The organism is Bradyrhizobium sp. MI1.4, from assembly GCF_055811315.1.
On the sequence record NZ_JBVVPP010000001.1, the window covers coordinates 176,152 to 197,488 of the forward strand.

17 protein-coding genes and 1 tRNA gene are annotated in these 21,337 nt (G+C 65.2%); 5 read left to right on the top strand and 13 right to left on the bottom strand.

The genetic code is table 11. From position 1 onward, the window contains the following. Window positions 1-8: 8 nt before the first annotated feature. Entirely contained in the window at window positions 9-1,025 is a 1,017-nt protein-coding gene (locus AC0L23_RS00800; RefSeq protein ID WP_085385248.1) for an amino acid ABC transporter substrate-binding protein, read from the bottom strand. A gap of 395 nt (window positions 1,026-1,420) precedes the next feature. On the opposite strand from AC0L23_RS00800, the gene metC reads away from it, so the two are divergent. Next, window positions 1,421-2,605 (top strand): cystathionine beta-lyase, encoded by a 1,185-nt coding sequence (gene metC / locus AC0L23_RS00805; RefSeq protein WP_018457787.1) that lies wholly within the window; start codon window positions 1,421-1,423, stop codon window positions 2,603-2,605. Window positions 2,606-2,738: 133 nt separating this feature from the next. Next, window positions 2,739-4,430, top strand: a complete 1,692-nt coding sequence (locus AC0L23_RS00810) for a Na/Pi cotransporter family protein (RefSeq protein ID WP_018457786.1) — start codon at window positions 2,739-2,741, stop codon at window positions 4,428-4,430. Window positions 4,431-4,436: 6 nt separating this feature from the next. Here the strand turns inward: AC0L23_RS00810 and AC0L23_RS00815 are convergent, their stop codons facing one another. The 6 genes from AC0L23_RS00815 to AC0L23_RS00840 all read right to left on the bottom strand — a co-directional run bounded on the left by AC0L23_RS00815 (window position 4,437) and on the right by AC0L23_RS00840 (window position 15,630). Then, window positions 4,437-4,775, bottom strand: a complete 339-nt coding sequence (locus AC0L23_RS00815) for a lipid-A-disaccharide synthase N-terminal domain-containing protein (RefSeq protein WP_007591223.1) — start codon at window positions 4,773-4,775, stop codon at window positions 4,437-4,439. Further along, on the bottom strand, window positions 4,772-5,518 hold the full coding sequence (locus tag AC0L23_RS00820) for a glycosyltransferase family 2 protein (RefSeq protein ID WP_018457785.1): 747 nt from the start codon (window positions 5,516-5,518) through the stop codon (window positions 4,772-4,774). Before AC0L23_RS00820 ends, AC0L23_RS00815 begins: the two co-directional genes overlap by 4 nt. A 63-nt stretch (window positions 5,519-5,581) precedes the next feature. Next, a complete protein-coding gene (locus tag AC0L23_RS00825; protein WP_085385250.1) occupies window positions 5,582-6,427 on the bottom strand; it encodes a phosphatase PAP2 family protein in 846 nt (281 codons plus the stop codon). A gap of 1 nt (window position 6,428) precedes the next feature. After that, entirely contained in the window at window positions 6,429-8,171 is a 1,743-nt protein-coding gene (locus tag AC0L23_RS00830; protein WP_026233442.1) for an ArnT family glycosyltransferase, read from the bottom strand. Between the two features lie 50 nt (window positions 8,172-8,221). After that, entirely contained in the window at window positions 8,222-10,330 is a 2,109-nt protein-coding gene (gene pbpC / locus AC0L23_RS00835) for a penicillin-binding protein 1C (protein WP_085385251.1), read from the bottom strand. Between the two features lie 95 nt (window positions 10,331-10,425). Beyond that, on the bottom strand, window positions 10,426-15,630 hold the full coding sequence (locus AC0L23_RS00840; RefSeq protein ID WP_085385252.1) for an alpha-2-macroglobulin family protein: 5,205 nt from the start codon (window positions 15,628-15,630) through the stop codon (window positions 10,426-10,428). A gap of 402 nt (window positions 15,631-16,032) precedes the next feature. Between AC0L23_RS00840 and AC0L23_RS00845 the strand changes: the two genes are divergently transcribed. Next, window positions 16,033-16,109, top strand: a tRNA-Arg gene (locus AC0L23_RS00845). Between the two features lie 118 nt (window positions 16,110-16,227). On the opposite strand, the gene AC0L23_RS00850 is transcribed toward AC0L23_RS00845, so the two are convergent. The 3 genes from AC0L23_RS00850 to AC0L23_RS00860 form a co-directional block, all read right to left on the bottom strand. Beyond that, on the bottom strand, window positions 16,228-16,401 hold the full coding sequence (locus tag AC0L23_RS00850) for a hypothetical protein (protein WP_198957645.1): 174 nt from the start codon (window positions 16,399-16,401) through the stop codon (window positions 16,228-16,230). A gap of 169 nt (window positions 16,402-16,570) precedes the next feature. Then, window positions 16,571-16,936 carry a hypothetical protein gene (locus AC0L23_RS00855; RefSeq protein WP_085385289.1) on the bottom strand — a complete coding sequence of 122 codons (366 nt, stop codon included), beginning with the start codon at window positions 16,934-16,936 and terminating at the stop codon, window positions 16,571-16,573. A 15-nt stretch (window positions 16,937-16,951) separates the two neighbouring features. Then, on the bottom strand, window positions 16,952-18,235 hold the full coding sequence (locus AC0L23_RS00860) for a hypothetical protein (protein ID WP_085349861.1): 1,284 nt from the start codon (window positions 18,233-18,235) through the stop codon (window positions 16,952-16,954). Between the two features lie 148 nt (window positions 18,236-18,383). Between AC0L23_RS00860 and AC0L23_RS00865 the strand changes: the two genes are divergently transcribed. Together AC0L23_RS00865 and AC0L23_RS00870 are read left to right on the top strand one after the other, a co-directional pair. Beyond that, complete coding sequence (locus AC0L23_RS00865) at window positions 18,384-18,611, top strand: DUF2171 domain-containing protein (RefSeq protein ID WP_085385253.1); 228 nt, start codon at window positions 18,384-18,386, stop codon at window positions 18,609-18,611. A 721-nt stretch (window positions 18,612-19,332) separates the two neighbouring features. Next, on the top strand, window positions 19,333-19,494 hold the full coding sequence (locus tag AC0L23_RS00870) for a hypothetical protein (protein WP_085349841.1): 162 nt from the start codon (window positions 19,333-19,335) through the stop codon (window positions 19,492-19,494). Window positions 19,495-19,603: 109 nt separating this feature from the next. Here AC0L23_RS00870 and AC0L23_RS00875 read toward each other — a convergent pair whose 3' ends face one another. The 3 genes from AC0L23_RS00875 to AC0L23_RS00885 form a co-directional block, all read right to left on the bottom strand. After that, window positions 19,604-20,410 carry a hypothetical protein gene (locus AC0L23_RS00875; RefSeq protein WP_085385254.1) on the bottom strand — a complete coding sequence of 269 codons (807 nt, stop codon included), beginning with the start codon at window positions 20,408-20,410 and terminating at the stop codon, window positions 19,604-19,606. Window positions 20,411-20,593: 183 nt separating this feature from the next. Next, window positions 20,594-20,842: a hypothetical protein gene (locus tag AC0L23_RS00880; RefSeq protein WP_085385255.1), complete on the bottom strand. Its 249-nt coding sequence runs from the start codon at window positions 20,840-20,842 to the stop codon at window positions 20,594-20,596. 76 nt (window positions 20,843-20,918) lie between these two features. Beyond that, window positions 20,919-21,155 carry a hypothetical protein gene (locus AC0L23_RS00885; RefSeq protein WP_085385256.1) on the bottom strand — a complete coding sequence of 79 codons (237 nt, stop codon included), beginning with the start codon at window positions 21,153-21,155 and terminating at the stop codon, window positions 20,919-20,921. Window positions 21,156-21,337 lie beyond the last annotated feature (182 nt).

Here is a 21,337-nt window from a genome sequence, read left to right on the forward strand (position 1 = left end):
AGGCGGGATCAGCGGATCGGCGGGGCGTATTGGAGACCGCCCTTGTTCCAGAGATTGTTGAGACCCCGATTGATACCGAGCGGCGAGCCTGCGCCGACATTGCGATCGAACACTTCGCCGTAATTGCCGACGGCCTTCACGATGCGCACCACCCAATCCTTGCTTATGCCGAGCTGTTCACCGAAATTGCCATCGGTACCCAGAACGCGCTTCAGTTCAGGATTTTCCCCTTTCGCCTTTTCGTCGACGTTTTTCGCGGTCACGCCGAGCTCTTCGGCGGTGATCATGGCAAACAGCGTCCATTTCACGATGTCGAACCATTGGTCGTCGCCGTGGCGCACCATCGGACCGAGCGGCTCCTTCGAGATGATTTCCGGGAGCACCATGTGATCGCCGGGATTGGCAAGCTTCAGGCGGTTGGCGTACAGGCCCGACTGGTCGGTGGTGAAGACGTCGCAGCGCCCGGCCTCGTAGGCCTTGACCGTTTCGTCGTTGGTGCCGAACGCGATCACCTCGTACTTCATGTTGTTGGCCTTGAAGTAGTCGGCGAGATTCTGCTCGGTCGTGGTGCCGGTCTGGACGCAGACCGACGCGCTGTTGAGCTCGAGCGCCGAGTTCACCTTGAGCGACTTCTTCACCATGAAGCCCTGCCCGTCATAATAGGTCACGCCGGTGAAGTTGGCGCCGAGCGAGGTGTCGCGCGAAATGGTCCAGGTGGTGTTGCGCGACAGCACGTCGACTTCGCCGGATTGCAGCGCCGTGAAACGGTCCTTGGCGGAGAGCGGCACGTATTTGACCTTGGTCGGATCGTTGAAGATCGCCCCGGCGATCGCGCGGCAGACGTCGACATCAAGCCCGGTCCAGTTGCCCTTGTCGTCCGGCGAGGAGAAGCCGGGCAGACCCTGACTGACACCGCAGGACAGCATGCCCCGGTCCTTGACGGTCTTGAGCGTTTGCGCATCGGCGGCTTGGGCAGACAGGCCGGCGGCGAGGGCGAGAGAGAGAGCCAGGGTTACGCGTTTCATGGGCTTTGGGCCTTTCAAAGTCGTCTCAAGGTCAGGAACGTTGTCTTTGCGATCGCCTCTGCCAGGGCTAGCCGTCTCAAGACCAGCCCTGCAAGAGTCATGCTGGAAATCCTTGCCGATCACCCGCCGATCCCGGGAAGCCCTGCCTTAATCCCCGCCGACAGGCGCCCGCCGTTACGGCTGTGGCGCTTGGTCCGGTCAGGCGATGGATCGAAGGTCGCGGCAGGCCCCTCAACATGCGGCGACTGAATAGCACCTGCGATAACAGAACGACTGGCCTGCCGGGTCAAGGGGTTGACGGGACTCTTCTGTGTTCTGTTATTAACGACAGCGGCCTTTCGGCCAGCCCGCGGGCGCAGCGTGCCTGGTGGAAACGCGCTTTTGAAAGCAGACGCATGGATTCTTCACCCCCCTCCGAACAGCACGCCGAGACCCGGCTGGTCACCTCCGGCCGCGACACCAAGGCGCAGAAGGGGTTTGTCAATCCTCCGGTGTTCCACGGCTCGACCGTGCTCTATCCGACCGCCGAGGACCTGCACGCCCATCGCGGCGAGTTCACCTATGGCCGCCATGGTTCCCCCACCACCAAGGCGTTCCAGGAGACGCTGATGACGCTAGAGGGGCCGCAATGCGCCGGCGTCGGCATCGTGCCGTCGGGTCTGTCGGCGATCTCGACCACCCTGCTCTCGGTGCTGAAGGCCGGCGACCACATCCTGGTCTGCGATAACGTCTATCGGCCCTCGCGCAATTTCTGCAACGGCATGCTCACCCGCTACGGCGTCGAGACCACCTATTTCGATCCGATGATCGGCGCCGGCATCGACAAGCTGTTCAGGCCCAACACAAGCGCTGTGCTGGTCGAGGCGCCAGGCTCGCAGTCGTTCGAGATGCCAGACATCCGCGCCATCGCCGAGGTCGCGCATGCCCGCGGCGCGATCGTCATCGACGACAACACCTGGGCGACGCCGCTCTATCACCGCTCGCTCGAACAGGGCGTCGACATCAGCATGCAGGCCGCCACCAAATATATCGGCGGTCATTCCGACATCATGTTCGGCACCATCTCGGCCAATGCCAGGGCATGGCCGCAGATCGCCGAAGGCATCCGCCTGCTCGGCGTCTGTGCCGGTCCCGATGACGTCTTCCTGGCACTGCGCGGCCTGCGTACGCTGTCGGTGCGGCTGGCGCAGCATCATCGCTCCGGGCTCGACATGGCGCGCTGGCTTGCGAGCCGTCCCGAGGTCGCGCGCGTGCTGCATCCGGGGCTCGAGACCGATCCGGGTCATGCGATCTGGAAGCGCGACTTCACCGGCGCTTCGGGCCTGTTCAGCATCGTCTTGAAGCCGGCGCCGCAGAAGGCGGTCGACACCATGCTCGATACGCTCAAACTGTTCGGCATGGGCTTTTCCTGGGGCGGCTTCGAGAGCTTGGCGATTCCCTTCGATTGCGACGCCTATCGCACCGCCACGACATGGTCGCCGGGCGGCCCGACGCTGCGTCTGCATATCGGGCTCGAAAGCGTCGACGACCTCAAGGCCGACCTCGATCGCGGCTTCGCTGCCCTCAAGGCAGCAATGTGAGCCTGCTCACAAGGCATCACGCCGTGGGAACGTGCAGAAGCCGCAAACGTTAACGCCGACGCGCCAACAAATGGTTTGAACCTCAAGCATTTGGCGCTAGCCTCACCAATCGACTCCAATCCGGACACGGAGCATGGGAACGTTGGTACTGCTCGATCTGATGGGCGGCGTGGCGCTGTTGCTGTGGGGCCTGCACATGGTCCACAGCGGGATTCTGCGCGCCTTTGGCCCGGACTTGCGACGGCTCCTCGGCAAGGCGCTTGGTAACCGCTTCAACGCGTTCGCCGCCGGTCTCGGCCTTACTGCCCTGCTCCAGAGCAGCACCGCGACCGCGCTGCTCACGAGTTCGTTCGCAGCCGAGGGCTTGCTCAGCCTGGTCACCGCGCTCGCCATCATGCTCGGCGCCAATGTCGGCACGACGTTGATCGTGCAGGTGCTGTCGTTCAACATCGCCGCCGTCGCGCCGGTCCTGTTCGTGCTCGGACTGGTCGCCTTCCGCGTGGGTCCACGCTCACGGATCAAGGACGTTGGCCGTGTCTTGATCGGCCTCGGGCTGATGCTGCTGTCGCTGCACATCCTGCTCGACACGCTGGCGCCGGCCGAGAACGCGCCGGGCGTCCGCATCGTGATGTCCTCCATCACGGGCGATCCCGTTCTGTGCATCGTGATCGCGGCGCTCGTCACCTGGGCGGTGCATTCGAGCGTCGCCAGCGTGCTGCTGATCATGTCGCTCGCCTATTCGCAGTTCATCTCGCCTTACGCGGCGCTCGCACTGGTGCTTGGCGCCAATCTCGGCAGCGCCATCAATCCCGTATTCGAAGGCGCCAAGCGTGACGATCCCGCCAGTTATCGCCTGCCGGTGGGCAATCTCGTCAACCGCGTGATCGGGATCGCCTTGGTCCTGCCCTTCCTGGGCCCGATCGCCGAGCACATGCACGCCTGGCAGCCCGATCTCGCCAGGATGACGGCGGCGTTTCATATCGCCTTCAACGTCGGCACGGCCATCATCTTCATCGGCCTGCTCGATACCGTGTCGCGCCTGTTGACCCGGCTCCTGCCCGATCGTGTTCAGGAGGCCGATCCGGCCCGGCCGCGCTATCTCGACGAAACCGCGCTGGAGTCGCCGTCGCTGGCGCTGGCCGATGCCGGCCGCGAAACCCTGCGCATGGGCGATCTCGTCGAGATCATGCTGCGCAAGGTGATGGCGGCGATGATGAGCGGCGACCGTGCGCTGGTCGACCAGGTCTCGAAGATGGACAACATCGTCGACGGCCTCGACGAAGCCATCAAGCTCTACGTGACTAAACTCATGCGCGGCAGCCTCGACGAGAGCGAGGGCCGGCGCGCGATGGAGATCATCTCCTTCGCCATCAATCTGGAACATATCGGCGATATCATCGACAAGAGCCTGAGCGAGCTCGCGACCAAGAAGATCAAGCGTCGCTTCCAGTTCTCGCCCGAGGGCGCCGAGGAGCTCGCCGCCTTCCACAAGCGCACGATGGATTCGCTGCGCATCGCCTTCGGCGTCTTCATGTCGGGCGACGCCAACGAGGCGCGCAAGCTGCTGGTGGAGAAGACTGCGCTGCGCAATACCGAGCTTGCCGCCGTCGAGCGCCACCTCGACCGCCTGCGCGAGGGCCGCCCCGAGACAATCGAAACCACGTCGCTGCATCTCGACGTGCTGCGGGACCTGCGCCGCATCCACTCGCATATCTGCTCGGTCGCCTATCCCGTGCTCGACGCGGCCGGGGAGCCCCATCGCAGGCACGAAGCGGAGACCGCCGCCCTGCCCGCGCCGGGCGCGGCGTCCGCGTTGCCGCGCTAGCCTGGATCAGCGCTCCAGCGTCTTTGACGCGCGGCCGCGGTTCTTCACAATCAACATGATGTTACGGATATAGATGATGGTCGCGAGCGCCTGGCCGAGGATGATGACAGGCTCGCGCTTGACGACGCCATAGACCAGCGTCATCAGCCCGCCGCCCATCGAGCAGAACCAGAACGCCATCGGCACCACGCTGTTGCCGGCGCGCTCGCTCGCGATCCACTGCACCAGGAAGCGTGCCGTGAAGAACAGCTGCGCGACGAGGCCGAACGCGAGCCAGAAGTCGAACTTGGCCACGAAGACATCGTAGAAATAATTGCTCAGCGCCTGACCGTATTGGATGATCATGCCGTCACCTCAGTCACATCCGGCGTCGGCTTCTTGCGGCGGATCAGCCACCAGACGCCCACGAGATCCATGATCCCGATCCACAGCCGGTCGAAGAAACCGTAGTTTGACACGCCGGAGCGGCGCGGACGGTCGATCACGTCGACATAGGCGATCTCGTAACCCTCGCGGCGCACCAGCGCCGGCAGGAAGCGGTGCAGCCCGTCGAAATAGGGCATCATCAGGAACACCTCGCGCCGGAACGCCTTCAGGCCGCAGCCGGTGTCGCGCGTACCGTCCTTCAGGATCGCGTTGCGGACGCCGTTGGCGACACGTGACTGGAATTTCTTGAAGCCGGTATCCTTGCGGCCGACGCGTTGTCCAGCCGCAAGTCCGACCTTGCTTCCGTTCTCGACAGCCGAAATCAGGTCCGGCAGGAAGGCCGGATTGTTCTGGCCGTCGCCGTCGAGCGTCGCCACGATCGCGCCGCGTGCCGCACGCACCCCGCTGCGCACGGCCGCGGATTGGCCGCCTGATCTGGCATGGCGCAGCTGGCGCAGATTGTCCCGCTGCTTCATGACCGCGCCAAGCCGTTCGCCGGTCGCGTCCGTCGAACCGTCATTGACGTAGATGATCTCATAGGCCCAGCGGCCGTCGAGCGCCGCGCCGATCTCCTCGATCAGCGGCACGATGTTGTCGGCTTCGTTGCGCACGGGAACGACGATGGAAACCGAGGGCTGGAAAACCGAAGGCTGGGACGACAAATCGAAGCTCGTGGTTGGAATTGGCTTGGCTCGGGAACCGGCGGTCCCGGCAGGCAGCCGCTTTTATGGGGCGGATGCCCCGTGGGCAACCCTTTTGAGGCGGCCTGAGACTGCCCCCGCAAGAGGCACAATGGTCCCGTCGGCACGGATGGCAAAGCCGAGCCTGCGGGCCGCGAACCAGTAGCGCACCGCCATCGCGCCGACCATGCCGACCAGGGCGCCGGCCACCACGTCACTCGGGTGGTGCGCAAGCAGCACCAGTCGCGTCAGCAGGATCACGATCGCGTAAGTGAACATGAACACGCGCAGGCGCGGCCACAGCGCCGAGACCGCAAACGCCAGGGCGAACGCCGTCACTGCATGCCCCGACGGCAAGCTGGCATAGGCCCCGGTCCCCTCGAACGGGATGAAGTTGAAGGGATTGGCCTTGCCGCCGACAAACGGACGTCCGCGGCCGATGAGATATTTCAGGATCTCGGCGACGAATATCGGCACGGCAACAGACAGAAACACGAACTGCAGCCGCGTGCCGAGGCCGAGCAGCAATGCGCGGCTTGTGCCGTGCAATCCCGCCGCAACCAGCACCAGCACCACCAGCACACCCCCGAGCACCGAGAGCACATACTCGTCCTTGCCGAAATCGGTGAGGATGCGGATCGGCCACAGGCCTGGCGTGCCACGCGGCGGCATCAGCTGGATCTCGGTCAGGTCGAACACGACCATCAGCGCGATGACCAGGGCTGCACCTGCAGCACTCAGCCAAAGCGAATGCCGCGCCAGCTTTCGCGCGGCCTCGGCGCGGCGCGAATGCGAGGGCGTGCGCACGAGCTGTGCCAGGGCGCGCCCCGAGAGCGTGAGCAATTGTGCGGGATAGCTCGCGCGCGGCGAGATGTCGGTTGGTGCCGACATCCTACTCGGTGCCTTCCGAGCGGAAGATCGAGATCGAGATCGCGCGCCCTTGCGAGAAATTGTAGCCGTCGATGCGGGTGCCAACCTTGTAGCGCAGCCCGATCGCCTCGGCGCGCTGCACGAAGCCGCGCTCCGAACGCTGCTCGATCAGCGCGAAACGGCAGCTCCCCTGCCGCAGGAAATCCGCCGCACCCGAACCGTCGGTGAGCAGCGTCTGCGTACCCGTCAGAAAGACCAGGCTCGGCTCGTGATAGCCGGCCGCGGCCGCCTTCGGGCCCACGCAGGTGACGTTGCGAAGGGCGCGTGCGATCTCGATGCTCGGAAACAGCGGCGTCAGCGACGGCAGCACGATGCCGTAGACCGTTAGCGCGAGCATCAGGGCTGCGACCAGCGCGTTGAGCAGCGAGCGCTCGGCGTGATTGTTGTCGTGAAGCCACCAGGCGAACAGGCCAAAGATCAGCGAGGCCGCGATGAACGGCCATGCCACGAAAGCAGGCTGCCGCGTCAGCATCACCGCGCCGACGACCGCGATGATCGAGCCGCCCACGGGGATTGCGAACCACCATGCCGAGCCGCGCATCAGCCAGGACCACGACAGCACCCGCCGCTCGAGCGCGCCCGCGGTGAGGATCGCGATCGCAGGATACAGCGGCAGCACGTAATGGGGCAGCTTGGTCAGCACCACCTCGAACACGATCCAGGACGGGACCAGCCAGGCCAGCAGGAATTGCGCGCCGGGCTCGCGCCGCGCGCGCCAGACCGCGGGCGCGGCCATCGCCGCGAGCGGCGCGCCGGGCCAGAACGTGATCCAGAACAGCACCAGATACAGTCCGGGCGGCGCGCCGTGGGATTCCTGCGCGCCCAACTTGCTCAACATGTCGCCGCCGACGGAATCGGCGAAGAAGGCATCGCCCGCGCGCCAGAAGATCGCGACGAACCAGGGCAGCACCAGCACCAGCATCCACATCAGGCCCCAGAGCGGGCGCAGCTTCCACAGCCAGGAGGCATCGCGGTCCTGGATCGCGAGCGCGATGATGGTCAGGCCTGCGAACATCAGGATCAGCGGGCCCTTGATCAGGATGCCGACAGCGAGAGCCGTCCAGAAGATCGCGGGCCAGCTCCAGGGCGGATGGGTCTCGTCCTCGGCGCGCTGCCACGACAGATACGCCCGTGCCATCGCGCCCATCGCGGCGACCACGCAGAACAGCAGCATGGCGTCGGTCTTCGCAAGCCGCGCCTCGACGCCGAGCAGCACGGAGGCGCACATCAGAAGTGCTGCAAGCACCGCGGCGCGCCGCGTGACGAAGCCGAGCGCCGTCCAATAGGTCATGAGCACGGCGCCTATCGCGCCGATCAGCGAGGGAAGCCGATAGACCCAGATGCGCAATTCGGCCCGCGGCAGACCGAGCGCCGATGCCGTCTCGACCGCGGCCGATTGCAGCCAGTAGATGCCGACGGGCTTCTTGTAGCGGACGTCTTCCTGGAAGCGGATGTCGACATAATCGCCGCTCTCGACCATCTGCTTGGTGGCCTGCGCAAAGCGCGCCTCGTCGCGATCAACCGGCGGAATCGTAAAGAAGCCCGGCAGGAATAGCAGCAGCGCGCACAGCAGCAGGAAGGCGACCGCGCGGACGTGGCTGGCCGTGGCGATGTCGAACATGGACACGAGCCGGCTGCCCGGATTCACCGGGGATTTCGGCTCGCGGGGAGCTCCAAAACGGGGTGTTGGGTAGGTCTCGGCCATCGGTTCCGCTTACGCTGAAACCGCCATCGCCACAACCGCTTGAGGCAGGGTCATTGAATTCGAATGACAACTGTGTCCGCGGCGCCCGTGGCGTCGATGACGGTCAGCCGCGCAAAGCCGGGACCGGGCGGATCGATCAGCCGCTGACGACGTCCGTCGATCTCACCCTGCGCCGTTCCGTTAACCATGACGGTCATGGGCAGGACGCCGCCGGCGACTTTGACCGGCATGGCTGCGCCCCCCTCGCCACCTGAGCGATCGACGTCGATCCGCGAGCCGTTCAGCGGAAACTGGATGTGCAGGGCCTGCTCGCCCCCGGTCCGCACCAGATCCCCGACCGGGCGGAACCGCCTCAAGGGCAATGGCAGCTTGGCGTTGCTGGCCACGAGAGTTCCTTTCGGCGGCTTCGGCAACGGCAGGAGCGTCTTGCCGGTGCGGGCGAAGGCGTCGAACAGGATCGGCGCGGCGGCAACCCGACCGGTCAGGCCCGGAACCGGCGCGCCGTCGGGCCGGCCAACCCAGACCCCGATGGTCATGCGCCCGTCGAAGCCCATCGACCAGGCATCGCGGTAGCCGTAGGAGGTGCCGGTCTTGAAAGCGATGCGGTTATGAGCCGCGTTCGCCGGCGGCGGGGTACCGAGCAGCACATTGCCCACTTGCCAGGCCGCGACCTGATCGAGCAGCCGCAGCGGCTCGCGCTCGTCCCCGTCGCTCATGATCTCGCGCAGCGGCTTGGTGGTGCCGAGCCGGGCGAAGCCCGCATAGAGCTGGGCGAGGTCCTGCAGCGTCACGCCGACGCCGCCAAGGCCCATGGCAAGTCCCGGCGCCTCGTCTTTGGGCAGAACCAGATTGCCACCGGCCTGACGCAGCCGCGAGGCCAGCCGGCTCGCGCCGACGCGGTCGAGCAGCACGATCGCGGGCACGTTTAACGACAGCTGCAGCGCCTTCTTCACCGGCACCGTGCCCTGAAACGTCATGTCGAAATTTTCCGGCGCGTAGGAGCCGAAGCGCACGGGCCGATCGTCGATCAGACTGTCCGGATGAACAAAACCGTCCTCGAAGGCCAGCCCGTAGATGAAGGGTTTCAGCGTCGAGCCCGGCGAGCGGATGGCGCGGGTCATGTCGACCTGCCCTGCCCGGCGCTCGTCGAAATAATCGGCCGAGCCGACGCGCGCGAGCACGTCGCCGCTCTCATTGTCGACGACGATGATGCCGACCGAGATGTTCGGCCCCAACGCAATGGCACGATCGCGCGCTAGCGGCTCCAGCACCTTCTGGAGGGTGGCATCGAGCGTCAGCTTGATGACTGGCGCGTCTTTGACCGTCGCAAGCGCCGCATCGGAGGCGTGCGGCGCCAGGATCGGCATCGGCTTGCGCAGTTTCGGCACAGGAACGGCTTTCGCCTGCTTCGCATCGTCGAGGCTGATCTGTTGCTCCTCGACCATGCGGTCGAGCACGCGGTCACGTGCTTTGCGCGCCGCATCGGGATAGCGATCGAGCCTGCGGGTCTCCGGCGATTGAGGCAGCGCGACCAGCAACGCGGCTTCAGCCAGCGACAACCGCTTCGGCTCCTTGCCGAGATAGGCGATCGAGGCAGCGCGAATGCCCTCGAGATTGCCGCCGTAAGGCGCGAGCGCCAGATAGAGGTCGAGGATCTGCTCCTTGCTCAAGCTGCGCTCGATCTCGATCGCACGCACGATCTGCCGCAGCTTTGCATGGAGCGAGCGCTGCCGCCGAGGCTCCATCAGCCGCGCGAGCTGCATCGAGATGGTCGAGCCGCCCGAGACGATGTGGCCGCGCGTCGCAAGCTGAAACGCAGCGCGCCCCAGCGCCACCGGGTCGATGCCGTCATGTGCGTAAAAGCGCTGGTCCTCGTAGGCGAGCAGCAGCTTCAGATAGGTCGGATCGACGTTCGTTTTTGTCTCGACCGGCAGTCGCCAGCGTCCATCCGCCATCGCATAGGCGCGCAGCAGCTTGCCATTCCGATCGACGATGGTGGTGGAAACCTGGCGGGCGTCGTCGAAAGGCAGCGGACCGAGGGAGTAAACCCACGCGACGACGCCGACGATGGTGAGGATGAGCGAGAATGCCAGCGCGGAGAGGACACGCGGGCCCCTGCCCCTTGCTCCGTCATGGCCGGGCTTGTCCCGGCCATCCACGTTCTTGCCTCTCGCACCAAAGTCCGTGGATGCCCGGGACAAGCCCGGGCATGACGGCGGAGCATGTGGCTCCTTGTCGCTCATCCCATCACCACTCACTTCGCCGCCCGCACCTCGACCGTGCCGGTCCCGGTACGGCCGTAGCGCGAGGGATTGTACATGTCCTCGACATAGGCCTGCGGCAGCACGTATTTGCCGGGTGAGACCACACGCACGACGTAGGCCACCGTGAAGACCGCCTTGGAATCCGAGGCCCGATCGACGGCAGCCGTGAAACGATCGTCGCGGAACTCGGTATCTTCGGGCTCTTCGCCATCCTCGATCCAGCCCAGCGTGCCGCTGTCGCCCGACGACACCAGTTTTGGATTGTCGATTTCCAGGCCGGCCGGCAGATAGTCGGACACCATGATGTGGCCGTATTCGGGCTTGGCCTCGGTGATCTTCAGCACCACGGCGAAGCGGTCGTTCTGCTTGACCTTGCTGATATCGGCGGGCTTGCCGTCGAGCGTGAAGAAACTGCGCTCGATCTTGAAGCCGTTCGATGCCGCGGGCTCAGGCGTCACCGGCGACCCCGACACCGAGACCACCGCCTGCACCGGCGCGTCTCCGGTGTTGGTGATCTTCAGCGGCTTGCCTTCCAGAGTGGCGGCCTTGTAGCTGCGGTACAGCGCGGTCTTGACCGGCTGGCCGTCCACCTCCATCGACAGGTTCTCCTTGGCGAGCGCGCGCGCCGCCAGCACCAGCCACGCATTTTCCTGCGTGGAGGTGTAGGGCGTCAGCCCGCGCGCAGTCTCGACCCGCGACACCGCCTGCGTCAGCGTTGCCTTCGGCGCGTTGCCTTCACTGGCAAGCGACACCAGCGCTGCGGCATCGCGGAGCTGCGAGCCGTAGTCGGTGCGGCCGAACTCCAGCACCGGCTTTGGGGCGAGACTGTCGAGGGCTGCGCCATAGACCCGCTCCGCGCGGTTGCGGTCACCGACCAGCGCGAGCGCCGCGGCGAGCTGCGATTTCGCGATGGGAGTGGCGAGGTTGCTCAGCTTGGTGTCGGCGAGATAGCGGAGGTCGCCGATCGGCGCCGCGCCGTTGCGCGCCAGCACATAGAGGCCGTAGGCGAGATCGCGGCCGCCGTCCTTCTCCGGCTCGTTGCCGTTGACGACCGAGTTGCGGATGCGGTCGAGCGCGGTCTTGAACAGCACATCCGGCACCACAAAGCCCTTTTCGCGGGCGCGAGTCAGGAAGTCCGTCACATACGCGTCCAGCCAGGAATCGTCACCGCCTGCCGACCACAGCCCGAACGAGCCGTTCGAGCCCTGGCGGGCCAGCAGCCGCTCGATGGCGTCGCGGATGCGCTGGTCGACCTCGGTGTCCATGGCCAGGTGCGCACCGGCCGCGAGCTCGTTGACATAGAGCAACGGCATGGCGCGGCTGGTGATCTGCTCCGAGCAGCCATAGGGATAGCGGTCAAGTGCTTTGAGGATCGTCGCCGCATCGAGCGCAGTGGACAGGCTGGCCGAGACCGAGACGCTAGCGGTGCCCGGCACGAGATCGGCGAACATATCCGAGGTCAACGTCAGGCTCTCACCCTTCGCCAGCGTCCGGATCGAGCGCCGCGCCAGCACTTGCGTCGCCGCCTTGACGTCGAGCGCATAATGGCGCGCCAGCGCCAGGCCATTCGGCCCCTTGATGTCGACGTCGAGTGTCGCCTGCCCCGCCGCCGTCGCGTCGATGGCGAGCGTGAACGAATTCCGCTGCTTGGCGGCAAGCTTGACCGTGGTCGCGGGATTGCCGGTCATTCTCACTGGCCCGCCGGTCTTCACGTTGATGACGTAATCGCCGGCCTGCCCCTCGACATTGTCGATCTCGAGATTGACCGTGCCGTGGTCGCCGTTGAGCAGGAAGCGCGGCAAGGTCGTGGTCAGCACGACAGGGTCGCGGATCACCACGTCCGTGTTGGCGCGACCGAGCTTGGTCGCGGTCCACGCCACCGCCATCACGCGCGCGGTGCCGGCGAACTCCGGAACGTCGAAGCTCACTTCGGCCGTGCCGTCGGCGGCAACGGTGACGATGCCCGAATAGAGCGCGAGCGGCTTTTGCGCGGGCGGCGAGCCCTGGAGCTCGGCGGCACCGGCGTCGCCGCCGGACTTGATCTGCCCGCGCGTGCCCGACATGCCGTCGATGAGTTGCCCATAGAGATCGCGGATCTCCGCGCTCAGGCGGCGCTGGCCGAGATAATAGTCGTCTGGCGCCGGCGGCTTGTAATTAGTGAGGTTGAGGATGCCGACGTCGACCGCGGCGATCACGATCTTGGCGTCCTCGCCCGGATTGAGCCCGTCGAGCTTGACGGGGATCTTCAGCAGCCCATTCGGCCGGATCAGAGCCGGCGGCGTCAGCTTCACCTGCAATGTACGGGTCTGCTTGTCGATACCGAACCATTTGAGTCCGATCGCCCGGCCCGGCATGCGTTGCGCGGCCGCATCGAGCGGACGGCGCAGCGTTGCCACAACATAGGCGCCGGTGCCCCAGTCCTTGCCGACCGGGAGCTTCACCTGGGCGGTGCCTTCCTTGACGTCGATGGTCTGCGTCGTCAGCAGGCGATCGCCGAGCACGTTGACCGTCAGTTTGCCGGCGCTGCGGACGTTGACCGACACGGTCATCGTGTCGCCCGAGGCGTATTGCGGCTTGTCGATCGAGGTCTCCAGGAGGTCCGGCGTGTCGGCGCTGCCGTCGGAATACCAGCCGACGTCGAACTGTACCGAGGTCACGGGCCCGTCGGCGTCGTTCGACTTCACGTCCAACCGGTAGCGGCCGGGCTGTGGGGTCAGCGAAATCCGCGACGGCTTGTCCGCGGCAACTGTCACGTCGCCGTCGGAGACGCGCGAGGTCGATTTGACCGGCTCGTACTCCCAGTAATTGCTCTGGCGATACCATTGGTAGCGCGACTCCATCTTCAGGAGCTCGTAGCGCAGGCCGTCGCGGCGAAGCCTCTCACCCTCGGGCGAGACGAACACAACATCGAACTCGGCCTTGTCGCCCTCGGCGACGTTCTTGTCGCCGAATAGCGGCTTGATGCCGATCATCGCGGCAGCAGGCGCGACCGGCAGCACGATCTTGCGCTCGACGGCGCGGCCGCCGGTCTCGACCATGCGGACGAAGATCTGCGCCTCCTGCGGCCGCGTCGAGGCCGGCTGCTTGTCGAGCGTGACCGGGAAGGTCGCAACGCCGTTGGCGTCGGCTTCCGGCAGGTTCTCCAGCGGCGTGCGCTCGTTCGAGGTGGTCTCCTCGTCGGCGACGCCGAACTGGTAGCCGGCGAAGCCCGGCCGCTCGGACGCGGGCGCGACCAGCATGTCGCCTTCGAGCGCTAGCCCCGAGGCCGGCGCGCCATAGAGGAAATGACCGTCCGCCTTAAGCTCCACTGGAGCGTTAGCTTTGATCAGCTTGTCCTTGGCAGACAAGTCGAATTCGATCCGATCGGGGACGTAGTCCTCGACCATGAAAGTGGTCTCGCCGACCGAAGAGCCCTTCGGATCGGTGAAGGCGCGCACCCGCCAGGTCCCGGTCGGGACGGCCGAGTTGAGCGGCACCGACAAGGTGCGCCCGCCCGCGCCCTGGTCGGACAGCACGGCGCGGCGGAATTCGACGCCATCAGGACGCTCGATCACCAGGGTCATCGGCCCGCCGGTGACGGCGTTGCCCTGCCCGTCGCGCAACAGCGCGGTGAGATAGACGGTCTCGCTGGAGCGGTAGACGCCGCGCTCGGCATAGACGAAAGCGTCGGCGCCCGCAGGCACGGCCCTGCCCGAAACGCCGCGGTCCGACAGGTCGAAGGCGGAGGACTTGAGGCTGAGGAAGGCATAGTCAGCCTTCTCGCCGGTCACGGTGAGCATCGCCGGCGACAGGCCGCCCTCGCCGCGCGCAAGCCCCGCCTCGAACAGCACATGGCCGCTCTCATCGGTCTTGCGGGTGGCCAGGATCTCGTTGTTGCGCGCGACCAGCCGCACCTCGGCTTTGCCGACCGGATCGGTCGAGGCCAGCGAATTCACGAAGACATGGACGCCGTCATTGCCGGAATAGGCCGTGACGCCGAGATCGGAGACGATGAACCATTGGGTGGCGAGCTGATAGTCGTCGTCCGAGCCCGGCCCCTTGGCCGCGGCCGTCATCACATAGACGCCGGGCTGGAGTTCACCAAGCGCCTGGTCGACCGGGAATGCCGTGGTGACGTCCTGGTTGAGCGTCATCGCGGTGGCAAGCTCGCCGGTCCAGACTTTCACGCCGCGCTCGCCGCCGAGATCGCTGAGCTGGTATTTCGACAGGGTCTTCTGGAAATCGCTGTCGACCACCGTGTTGATCAAATTGCGGTCGCCGATCCGGAACACGTTGATGTTGACGGCTGGCGTGTTGACGCTGACGACGGGAATGCCGCGCTGGCCCGTCCTCGGCAGCACATAGGCGCGGCCGGTGAAGCGCACGAAGGGCTTGCGGTCGCGCACATAGACGTTGAACTCGGCCGATTTCGGAAGGCCTTCCTTCACGGTGGACGGCAGGCCGGCGCGCAAATTGATGTTGTAGCGCTCGCCATGCTTCAGCCCGTCGACGCAGAGCTGCTTGGCCTCGGCCGACAGGGCCGGCTTGTCCTGGCCGGCCAGCGCGAGGTACGGCGCGAAATCGGTGCGTTTTGCCAACTCCTCCGAGAACTGGAAGCAGGCGCGCGGACTGGCGGAGTCCGAGTCCACGGTGTAGTCGAGCAGCCGAAAACCGTGCTCGTCGCGCATCTTCTCATATTGGCCGCGGACGTCGGCGACCTCGCGCATGTCGAGCGACAGCCGCAGAGCATCCAGCGCCGGCCGCCACAGCTTGCGTTCGGAAAGAGACTTGCCGAGCACCGCGAGCGCGTCGGCCTCCTCGCCCGCATTCCCGGCGCGCTGGTAGGCGATGTAGGCGGCGGTCGAGGCGCGCTCCAGCAGGAACGTCTGCTCGCTCGAGCTCTTCGGCGATATCTGGAAGATGACCTTTGCCAGCCGCAACCAGTTGCCGGCGTCCTCCGGCGTGGTCGCCGCGATCTGGCCGAGCACCGACAGGCCGGTGCGATAGTCGTTGCGCCGGAAGGCAGCATCGGCGTCGGTGCGCAAGCTCGCGCCGGTCTTGGCGACCGGCCCCGCCTCGCCCTTGATCTGCGCCTCCAGCTTGATCGCGGAATCGGCGAGGTCGTCCCGCTTGAAGGCTTTGTCGGCGGCCTGCGCGACGCTAAGGCCGAACGCCAGCATGGCGCAGAGTGTGACGGCGCGAACAAGACCGATCATGGATGGACTCCCGGAAATCACGGACGAACGCCGCTTGTCGCATGAAATGCGCGGAAAGGTGACGGACTCAAGGCGATGGAACCAAAGGTGCAAACCGTCGCATTCGCCATGACAAGGCACGCCCAGAGGAGACCGATCAAGCTACCGCCGCGCACGCCGTCCTGATGGCGCAGCAATATCCGACCAGTCGTCCGGCGGCCGTGTCCCGGAAGCTGATCAGCATTCCCGGCGATGTGATCCATCGTCCAGTCTGCTGCCGCTCAACCCGGCACCCTGACACCCCACCGTTCCGCTTTGTCGCGGCTTCGACGAAAACGGTTCGGTTCAGGCTTGGCGAAAGACGATATTTTTCATAATGGCATGGTAGATGAACAGCGGCCCCCAACCAGGGCGGCTCAAGACGGTCCCGTAGCTCAACTGGATAGAGCATCAGATTTCTACTCTGAGGGTTGCAGGTTCGATTCCTGCCGGGATCGCCAATTTCGGTCTCATCCGTTCATCGTGAGCCCGATCTACGGCGCGCACCTGCAGAATCCGTCCTTCACGAACGCGTGGGCCGCCTCGCTCCGGCCTTTGATCCGGGCAAACGAGCCCTATCTATTCGCCGAGCGACGTGCGCCCGATAAGGACTTCGATGCCACTATCCGACTTGACGAGAATGGCGATCGCGTCGGCGGTGGCGGTTGTAGCAATATCGTTTTTGGCGGTTGACGCGGGAGTCGTGAACTCCGGTGTGGTCACAAAGCCGATCGCGACGGCCCGGGCCACCATCGCGGACGCGGCAGCGAGTCAGCACCAACTCGCCTTCGCCGTTCAAGCGTGGGCGCGTCGCGGCCACCAGAAGCCGGCCGTGGAAGAATGCCTGGCGATCGATTGAAACAGCGCAGTTTGTCGCCCCTCTCGTCTGGCGGATGTATGCGCAACGTAACAATCATGTTTGTTATAGGCCGTTATTCCCCCGGATGAAGATCGTCCAAATCCAGCCGAACAGTGCGCTCAAGGCGGCGACCGATGCGGCGATTGCCGCGGTCCGAGTCCACCAGATCTGCCGCTCGTGCCGTTCGATATCCGCCTCGGATTTTTGATTATCTTTCCAGTTCAGCCATTCCTGGGCGAACCCGATCGTCATGACGGGCGTGGTTCCGATCGCGATCGCTCCTGCGGATGCCGCGTCGGTCTGGGCAAGGCGCGCTCGGACGTTGGCTGCACCCGTCTTTTCAAGCACCGCAAGCCATTGCCGGGACTGTTCGTCTGAAACATGCCACGTGCATTCCCTGTAAGGAAACGCTTTCGGTCGCTCTGTCATGGCCTTGCACCGCACTCACCCTTCAGTGTCGCCTTGATGTCGCGCCCACCACCCGGCAATCGCCGCTGCTAGATCCTTCCACAACTCAGTCGGCAAATCCGGCACCGCCACCCGGACGCTGTACCGATCCGTCGTCGCGTCGTGAAACCACTCGGTCGCCGCGAAATCGAAACCAAAACTGCCGGCGTGGCGAATGGGGAAGCCTTTGCCGCTCAGGTCGCGGCTCATGTCCTCGGCGGCCTGCCGCGCGGTCGCCTCATCGAGGGCGCGCCTGCCGCGAAGCGTGACATAGAGGCCGTGGGTGAAATGCAGCTCGGCCGAGAGCGAAGCGAGCTCGGCGGCGAAATATCGCGCCGCGTGGCGACCGTTGCGCAGAATCGCAGCGACGCGCCTTTTCGTCAGGGCCCAATAGGCCACAGAGCCCACGAATGGCGGGAAGTGCGCCGGCAACGCCGCGCCACCGAGAAGCCGGACGGCATTGCGGGTTTCCGCCGCCAGGCTTTCGGACAGCAGCTGGCCCGCCTTGAGGTCCTTCCGGCTCCAATGCACGAACACGGCAGAGCCGAGCCGGCCGTATTCCACCCCGAGCGAATCCAGCTTGTTATGGCTTCGCACCAACACGACTGCAATGTCCCATCGCGCGGCCCATCTCAGGACGCGCCGGATGCGCCCCGATCTGCCAGCGAAACATGTCGTGTCGAAAATCAAGAGATCGAGCCCCGAACCGTCGCAACGCAGAGCCGCTTCGAACGCCCCGGCAGGGGCGCATGAATCGAGCAGGAGAAAGCGTGGCAAGGCTGCCGCAGCGAACGCTTCGCCCAGCGGGAGGCTGGCGGTGACAAGCCGCAAATGGGGAACGAGGCTCTCGATCAGCTCCAGTGTCTCGCCGTAAGTGCCCGGCAGCACCACGACGTCTGCTTTGCCGATGATCCGTGCGGACGCGAGCAGCAGCGCGGAGATCGCGGCCATGCCGGAGGCGGTATAGATCGCCTCGCCCCTGCAGCCCCGCTCGAGTTCATAGAACGAGGGACCACTCACCTTGAGGTCCGCGCGCTGATAGTCGTAGCTGAACACGAACGGACCGCTGCTGGGAGACGCCGCATGCGACCAGGCCGTCTCCGTCGCTCTCCAGTCCTGCAGCGCATGTTCCGCGCGTAGTGCGGCGGCGAGCTGAAACTTGGAGACCACAACCTCGTCGACCGATTGCGGCCGAGCCAAATGCAGCGGGCTCCTCAGGCAATCGTTCAGCAGCCCGATTTCCCTGTGCTTTCGATCGAGATAGGCCTCGGAGGTCTCCATGCGGATCTTGATAAGCGTCTTGATGCGGATCTTGGCAATTGCGACTGCCATTCAACGTTCGGCGAGCGCATTGGCTCCAACAGCCGGGCCCGCCTATCCTTGCAACGAAGACCGGTCCTCGCCGTTGACACGGCACAAGGAGAACATCATGAGCGAGATCAGAGAGCACATGAAGATCGTCGGCAAGGACGGCGCACATGTCGGCACCGTCGACCGCGTCGAGGGCAACCGTATCAAGCTGACGCGGAAGGACAACCCGGGAGGTCACAAGGACCATCATCATTACATCGACACGAAATATGTCGGTGCCGTCGAAGCCGATGTCGTCAAGCTTTCGGTCAATGCCGAGGCGGTGCCGAAGTCGGAAGCTGCCTGACACAGTGCAGCCCGTCGGGGACTTTTTGTTTGTTCACGGTCCTGCTCCGCTTCGTTCCCCGAAACGAATCGCGATCGGAAAATCGTCGTCCGAACGAGTCTTAACGGAGCGTTTCGGCGGCTCGCGTCAGGCGTCGAGTGTCACGAGCATAGGCGCCGATGGCGGCGTTCTCGCGCGAAAAAATTGAAGGGGGCGCGGAACGAACTTGCGATCGGCGCGTTCGAAATCCAGTGGTGCCGATTTGCCAGCCCCGATCGGCTCTCGAGAACCCCGTGCCCGAGCACGGGGTTTTTCTGTGAATACCAGTTCTCTCGTAACAGAGAGAGCTCAGTCCGTCCGCTCTTCGCGCCGGTCGCGGGCGAGTTGATGCCAGGCCAGGGCCAGCTCGATGAGACGTTGCCGGTCAGGACCTTCGGCCGCCACGGCGCGCTTCATCGCCGTCTCGGCTTCATGCTGTGGATCGTACTTGGTACACATGAAGCCAATTCTAGCCGGACGATCTGGACAAGCGCGTGGCAATTTCGTCCGTATGATTGCGGGGTAATGCCGTCCTCGCGGATTTGCGACGCAATCCAATTCACGCATCTGTCGAACGACCCGCCCCGATTGGGGGCTTGATGCGTACCGATCTGTGAAGTGCGTCACAGCCGGCGCACGGCGCCTCCGCTAAACAGTCCTCAGCGCTCCCAGAGAGCGAGAAGGCTTGGGAGATATTCCCGTCATGACGCAAGAAGCCGCAGCCGAAATTCCCGTCCCGACGCGAGGCGAAAGATCCGACCCGCTCGGCATCGCTTATCTTGCGACCATCGGCATCGTGATGCTGGCCTGGATCGCAGGCCTGGTCTGGGCCGCGATCGCGTTCTTCAGCTGGCTAGTGTCCTGACGCGCGGAGCGATCCCCTTGAATCAATTCCCGGCCAGCTGAGGGCCAGCGCCAAAACGAAAAGAGGCGGCTTTTCGCCGCCTCTTCGCTTCAGCCCTCGCCTGGCGTGCTCAGTAACAAGCCCGTGGATCAGCCTGCACGTACTGGCCGCTCGGATAGCGGTAGTAGCAGTTGCCTTGGGCCAGATAGTAGCCCGGGCGCGAAGCAGCCGTCGCGCCGGCGATCGCGCCGGTGGCACCGCCGATCACAGCGCCTGCGGCCGCACCCGAGGCGTTGCCCGAGATCAGGCCGCCCAGCACGCCGCCGACGATAGCGCCGCCAAGCGCGCTCGCGCCGGGATCGGCCGGTGGCGGCGGCGGCGGCGGTTCGTAGGCGACGGGCGGAGCATAGGCCACGGGGACGTCGTCGTAATAATCCTCCGAGATATAGGCCGGAGGCCCGTCCATCCGCTGCGGATAATAATACCGCGCGCCGCCCACATCCCACCACCAGCCAGAGCGGCCGTTGTGGACTTCGTGGCGCCAGCGTCCGCCATCCCAGGCGAGATGGCCGCGATAGGTGTGTCCGCCCCAGTCGCGCGCCGGTGCGGGACCCCTGGCGTAATTGCGTCCGGGCGGCGGACCGCCGGCATTGCGAGGGCCAGGACCTGGACTCGCGAGAGCAGGATTTGGACCCGGACCAGCATGACCAAGACCGCCGGCGTAGGGCTGGACGCCGGCCTGTGGCGCCGGCCGGGCAGCCTGCTGCGGCGGCGGCCCCTTTCGCATGTTCTGCGGCGGCGCGCCGGCGCCTGGCCCGGCCGATGGCTGGGCGGCGTCTCTCGGCGGTCTGGCGTCCTGAGCCTGCGCCGGGACGGCGAGCAATGACATCGCCGAAACCAAGGGAATGATGATCTTGATGCGACTGGACACACTCATGCGTGCTTGCCCCCTACTCTTTCGATTGCCGTCAACCGCCGTGATGCCTGGCGCGATAGACGATTCGGCTCGCGCTGAGCTGATGCCGGCTGACATGACTGACCTGCTTTGGTCGGCTAAGTCCCGTTACAAATGATTAAGATCACGACATTTTTCGTCCGCGCGGGTCGCTCTGGCATGCCTCTAGTGGGCCGGCTCGATCACATTGCAGTTGCTTCGCCCGGACATCAGGCAGTCCTGCATCTTGCTCGCGGAGGTGAGATCGCGGGCGAGCCACCAGCCGACGCCGAGGATCAGGATCGCGATGATCAAGCCAGCGATGGCGCCGCGGCGGTTGTCACCGGATTGAGGTTTTGGAGTGGATTTCGGCTTCGCGCCCGGTTCGGGCTTAGCTTCGGAGTTGGCTTCGGAACTGGCTTCGGGCTTGGACATGGCTGACCGATCACGGGGGCGAGCGGGCTTTATCACCTCTGCGGCGTGGCGTCACATCCCGTCCAGCTTCTCCCGGTTAGCCTCGGGTCGGCCGGATCGCTTCCTTGCGGGAGGTTTCGGCCGCCGGGATCGCCTGCTGGACGCGCGGAGCGCAGGTCGTAAGCACAAACGCGGTCTGGGTGCATTCCCAATCCGTGCCCAGGACGGCACTTTCGATTGGTTGCGGACGGGCGAGCAGCAGCGCGGCAGTGGCCAAGGCTGCCACCACAACGGCGATTGCGAGCGCCTTCAGGCTCAGTCGTGAGATCGTCATACCCGTGCTCCGCGTCTCATACCCGGGCGGACGCTAGGCACCGCCCTGGTGCCCCCTTATGAGGGACATCACAATTCGGCAGTTTTTCGGGGCTACGAGAGATCGTCGGGGGCGGCGATTTTCGTCTACCTGATCGGCTGCGATTATAGGTGGCATCACGGCGCGCGCCGATGTACACGCAT